This is a genomic window from Allorhodopirellula solitaria, assembly GCF_007859855.1.
In the GTDB taxonomy this organism is placed as follows: Bacteria; Planctomycetota; Planctomycetia; order Pirellulales; family Pirellulaceae; genus Rhodopirellula; species Rhodopirellula solitaria.
On the sequence record NZ_SJPK01000049.1, the window covers coordinates 1 to 5,260 of the forward strand.

Sequence of the window (5,260 nt, forward strand, 5' to 3'; positions counted from 1 at the left end):
CCAAGCCCGCACCTCTGCAGAGCTCGGCTCCGTTTCTCCCGGCAGTGCCAGTCTAACATTGATAATCACATCCCACAAATAAATCCTTCGATACGGGAGCCATGCCTTGAAAACCTCGGGCGCACGCTTCCGTCGGTTGAGCCGAAATAAAGCGATTTTGTTACTCAGGGGGTGATCAAAGGAATTTCAATGAATATTCGTTACATATTTGCCATTGCGATGGCCATTTTTGCGTCGGCCGGGTCGGCCTGGGCTTGTCCCTATTGCGACTCGGATGTCGGCAGAGAGGTAGCCGCTGGCATCTTCAACGGCGAGTTCGCCTTTAACGCCGTTCTAACGCTTCTTCCCATCATGGTGTTGATGGTCATCGTTGCGGCTATTCATTTTGGCACTCCATGGCACGAATGTTTTTCACCCTCGGTCCGCAACAAATCAACGCCATCTGACACCACCGTCAGATCGACGACAGGAGTTGGTGATGAATAATCGCATGAATCGCCGACCGCTCATTTCCGCCGGAACGATGATGGGGATCGGTATGGGTGGCTTCGTCGATGGAATCTTGTTTCATCAACTATTGCAGTTCCATAACATGCTTTCAGCGAAGCTTCCGGTGAGGGATGTTGACATGCGCACCTTGGCCATCAATCTTGAAATTAACATGTTCTGGGACGGCCTGTTCCACGTCTTCACATGGATCATGACGGCCGTAGGTATTGCAATGCTGTGGCACGCTGTACGTCAAGAAAACGTCCCCCGGTCTACCAGGACGTTTGTCGGGTCGCTCAGCTTGGGATGGGGTCTCTTCAATTTGGTGGAGGGCGTGATCGACCACCACATCCTGCACATTCACCACGTCACCGAGACCAGTGGTCATCTGCTGTGGGACCTGATCTTTCTCGGGTCGGGCGTTGCGTTGATCCTCTTGGGATGGTGGCTGATACATTCCGATCCAATAAAGGTAGATCAACCCGGCTACCACGCAGAAACATGATGAACCGAATGGCGATTCACAACAGCCCTCCGGGGTCGCAAAGAAGGCGGTTACTCAAGAGCGCCGCCGTGCTGCCGCGGACATTCGCGGCTTCGCCGGTCTTCTCCTTCGCCCAAGAGCACGAGCAAGCTAGCGTGGGCCAATTGCCCAGCGTCATCACAAGACGAACGAATCCGCTGGACACCAAGTTCCCCCCCCCTCCTCGCGCTCAACAACCTCGGGAGAATGATCTACCATGCGTCTGCGAATTTCAGCGATTGTGCTCGCGATCGTGACAGCGTCACATGCGGAGACCCAGACGGCCGGCCCCTACTTCGTCTTTCCGCTTATTAAAGGGTAAGGCGGTGTCATCAAACTTGAAGACTCTGCCGAACCACCACGGAAAAATTCGAAACTCGTCCTCGATATCACGTCCGGCAAAGTGAAAGAGGGGGTGCTCGAGCCACTGTTCAAGGCGGCGAGGATCGCCAATCTTTACGCCCAGGCGGGTGTGGGGCCGAAACAGGGCATGCAGCTGGCATTGGTTCTGCATGGCGATGCCACCAAGGCGGCTTTGTCGAATACGGGGTACCAGCAGCACTTCGGCCAGGAGAAGAATCCGAACCTGCCGCTGATTCAACAGCTCACACAGGCTGGCGTGAAGGTCTTCGTCTGCGGCCAAGCATTGGCGCATCATAAGTACGCGTTGGAAAAGGTCACCTCGAGCGTCACCGTGACGGACTCTGCCGCTTCGGTCAACGTTAATAAACAACTGGACGGATTTGCTTATCTTCCTTTTCACTAAGACGACACCAGTCCGTTGGCACTGCATTTGCGTGCAATATCTCGGTAGCGGCGTCCCGATGATCGTGGCTACAAGTTAAGCGGGAAAGCTCTCCTGGAAGCAATGGGATTTGTGCCGTCAATTCTGCGGTTGATGCATCGCCGCATCCGCTACCGCAAGCCCAAAGGGAATAAACCATGTTTGGATTGAGCAAGAAGCAACCCATAGCCGAGCACGAGGCAACTGGCGAGATCGAGCGTGTCTACTACGAGATCAAGCAGTCACTGCGCGTGACAGGAGTCAATCTCAACTTCCGCACCTGGGCGGCGTACGGCGAGTTCCTGCCGTTGGTGTGGGACGTGATGAGGCCCAATGTCGAGACGTGGGCGTTCGAATCCGCAGCCGACCGGCTGCGATCAGATGCGGTTCGGTCCGTAGCGGAGTTAGGCCCGCCCGCTGTCCGGTCGCATGTCTCGCTGGGAGAGAGCCAGAGCTTTCAGATTCGTGCGGCGTTGGATCTGTATCACTACGTGAATCCGAAGCTCTTGGTGTTTTCCTCGGCGGTCTTGCTGTTGCTACAGGGCGAAGAGGTCGGGCGTGCTACTACGCAGGAGGCTGACCGCCTTCCGCGCGGCGTACCGCCAACGATGTATTCCATGGAGATGGAGTCCGAACAGCCCGACGATGAACATCTGATGGAATTGTACCGCGATATCAAAAACTCGCTGTCACTGCGTTCGATCAACAGTGATTATCGAACGCTCGCACTGTGGCCGGATTACCTGTCGGCCGCCTGGCAGGCTCTTAAACCCCTGGTACAGACGCCCATGCATCAAGACGCGGCGAATCAGTTGCGAGAGACCGCACTTACGCTCGCACGTGGGTTGCCTTACCCCGTATCGCTCGATCTCCAAGCCGTCAAAGACGCCGGCGCCGAGATCGAGGAAGTGGTCGAAATAACGGAGTCTTTTGTGCAGTTGCTACCTGGATTGATTCTCAACATGGCTCGATTGCAGCTGGATTGGCGAGAGGTGGCCGAACTAGAAGAGTCGCCGTTTCCCGCCCCATCCCCACAGTTCGAAAAGGAAGGTGTATCGTGAACTGGCGCAGTTTTCAACAATTGCAAAAGGTCGTCGAGATTGGCGATTCTTTCATCAGCTACATCGATGAGGGCAAAGGTCCTCCAGTCGTGCTCATTCACGGCATCCCGATGTGGGGATACCTTTGGCACCAGCAGATTCCGGCGTTGGCAGAAACGCATCGTGTGCTCGTCCCCGACCTGCTCGGGTTCGGCTTCTCGGACAAGCGTGATTGCTTCGATCGCTCCATCAGTCGGCAAGCTGAGGTCATCGACCAATGGATGAACGCCCTCGATATCGATCAGGCAGTGATCGTCGCACATGATATTGGCGGCGGGGTGGCGCTCCGGTTGGCAACCCTCTTCCCGCACCGGGTGAGTAAGCTATGTCTACTAAACACAGTGTGTTACGACTCTTGGCCCATCGAACTGATGCTGCAAGCCGGACATCCAGAAACCAAGCGGAAAATGTCGGCGTCGACGGCGACCAACGTGCTCAGCCATGCTCTGAAGCAAGGGTTTTCTCATTCGCCGGATGCGAGCGTAATGGAGGGGCTGCTCGCTCCCTATCGCACGGAAGTGGGGAAGTTATCCCTGATCCGCAATGCATCCGCATTGAATACCAACCTGACCACTGAAATCACCAGCCGACTGCCGGAGATCCGTGTCCCGGCGCTGATTCTCTGGGGCGAGGACGACAAGTTTCAATTGCTCAAATATGGCGAACGGCTTGCGTGGGACATTCCTTCGGCATCGTTGATTCGCATAGAAAATGCTCGACATTTCGTGATGCTGGATCAGCCTGATCAGGTGAGTCGACACCTGGTCGATTTCCTGGCGACGCCGTCGGAATCGCCGCGGCTGGAAGCTTCACCGAATGGACCCTCCGCGACCGTCAAACGCTAAATGAAACGTGTCGCAAAGCGGTGCCTCGTTCCACATGTGCGAGAACACGCCCGAGAGTGTGACCTTGCGCGGCCGAGGGACGTCGATTTAATTATTGCATAATTTGTAGGCAATTTCTCGGGGCCGAGCCAAATGTCCTGAGTCCCGAAAGGGACGGAAGCACTCTGCCGGGGACGCAAGTCCCAGGAATACAGGAGAACAACGAGCCAAAGTCCCGAAGGGACGACAGCCAAACCGAAATGGGCGTGCTATCTTGCCGCTGCTGTCGCCCCTACCGGGGCTGAGTCGGAAACTGCAGGCTGGACCGGGGACTGACGTCCCCGGCAGAGTGCTGCCGTCCCTATCGGGACTATACACAATGGCTGGCAAGCCCATGCCGACATGCAATGGACACGGCCGGTGGAAAAGCGTCAGTAATTAAATCGACGTCCCAAGGCCGTGGACGGTTACTAGAAACGATCGCCCAACCGCACGCTCAGATAGCTCGGCTTACTTCACGAGCTATTTGAATTTCCTCTTCCGCGGGGACAAATGCGATCATGGTTTGGGACGTGGCCGGTGACAATTGAGTTACGACTTGGAGTTCCCTCGATTCGGAATTGCGTTGCTGATCGAGCTCCACGCCAGTGCTGAGATACAGCTCGATCGAGATGCATCACTGGACGGCGATTTCGACCGTGCGGCCCAGTTCAACGGAGCGGTTGATGGCAACCATCGCCCGCATGTCCAATAGTCCTTCCTGGCCTGGCGTTCGCGGTTCGGTGTCGTTTTTAATGCACAGGGCGAAATGATCCATTTCCGCCGCAAACTGATTGATGGCTGCCAACTTGTGCTGAGTGCGTGTTTCGGTGTTCTCAGTGAACAGACGCAGTCCCCGATATGAAAATGCGGGGTCCATCGCGATCACGCCATCTCGGCAATGAACCTCAAAGTCCCGTTTCTCCGGTCCATTGAAGCTGCAGGTGCAGGAGGCGATTGTTCCGGAAGGAAACTCGAGCGTGAACCCAATGTTAGCAGGCACTTCGGCGAACCTGGGATCGTCGTTGGGGGCATCAGCAATCGCTGTCGCACGGATTGGTTCTTCGCCAGTGATATAGCGGGTAGCGTTGAGGCTGTAGATTCCGATATCGCCGAGTGGGCCCCCGCCGAGATCGCGACTCAATCGGATGTTTGGTGCCTTCACGTCCTGGCAGTTGGACGATGCGATGCTCCGTACCGGACCAAACTTTTCATCTCGGCACCACTGCATGACCTGCAGATTCATCGGTTCGTAGTGCAGTCGGTAGGCAATCATCAACTTCCGCTTTGCCGACTCGGCCTCCGCCATCATCCTTTGGCACTCCTCCACTGTGGTCGCCATCGGCTTTTCGCACAGCACATGCTTGCCTGCTTGGTTCTTCTCGGAATTTAGTGGCAGATAGCCGATTTTAGCTGGTTTTTGTAAACTGGTGGGATGAACAGTCTCAACGAACATTACCGTGATCTTCTTGGCCTCGATGATTCTTGGACAGTGTCCAAG

6 protein-coding genes are annotated in these 5,260 nt (G+C 55.7%); 5 read left to right on the forward strand and 1 reads right to left on the reverse strand.

The genetic code is table 11. The annotated features are described in order from the left end of the window. Positions 1-189: 189 nt before the first annotated feature. From CA85_RS24460 to CA85_RS24480, 5 genes are all read left to right on the forward strand, one after another. The gene (locus CA85_RS24460; protein WP_146394343.1) at positions 190-486 is read left to right on the forward strand and encodes a hypothetical protein; all 297 of its coding nucleotides are present in this window, start codon (positions 190-192) and stop codon (positions 484-486) included. Further along, complete coding sequence (locus tag CA85_RS24465) at positions 479-994, forward strand: DUF2243 domain-containing protein (protein WP_146394344.1); 516 nt, start codon at positions 479-481, stop codon at positions 992-994. Before CA85_RS24460 ends, CA85_RS24465 begins: the two co-directional genes overlap by 8 nt. A 433-nt stretch (positions 995-1,427) precedes the next feature. Continuing rightward, entirely contained in the window at positions 1,428-1,778 is a 351-nt protein-coding gene (locus CA85_RS24470; protein WP_186775205.1) for a DsrE family protein, read from the forward strand. A 176-nt stretch (positions 1,779-1,954) separates the two neighbouring features. Then, positions 1,955-2,857 (forward strand): halocarboxylic acid dehydrogenase DehI family protein, encoded by a 903-nt coding sequence (locus CA85_RS24475; RefSeq protein WP_146394348.1) that lies wholly within the window; start codon positions 1,955-1,957, stop codon positions 2,855-2,857. Continuing rightward, positions 2,854-3,741 (forward strand): alpha/beta fold hydrolase, encoded by an 888-nt coding sequence (locus tag CA85_RS24480; protein WP_146394350.1) that lies wholly within the window; start codon positions 2,854-2,856, stop codon positions 3,739-3,741. Before CA85_RS24475 ends, CA85_RS24480 begins: the two co-directional genes overlap by 4 nt. Positions 3,742-4,396: 655 nt before the next feature. Here CA85_RS24480 and CA85_RS24485 read toward each other — a convergent pair. After that, positions 4,397-5,260: Gfo/Idh/MocA family protein (locus CA85_RS24485; protein ID WP_315852738.1), on the reverse strand; the 864-nt coding region annotated here is incomplete at its 5' end.

What these genes read in the sequence shown, in the direction of transcription:
- CA85_RS24460 (WP_146394343.1), top strand. Translation starts at nt 190, where the DNA reads ATGAATATTCGTTACATATTTGCCATTGCGATGGCCATTTTTGCGTCG.
- CA85_RS24475 (WP_146394348.1), top strand. Translation starts at nt 1,955, where the DNA reads ATGTTTGGATTGAGCAAGAAGCAACCCATAGCCGAGCACGAGGCAACT.
- CA85_RS24465 (WP_146394344.1), top strand. Translation starts at nt 479, where the DNA reads ATGAATAATCGCATGAATCGCCGACCGCTCATTTCCGCCGGAACGATG.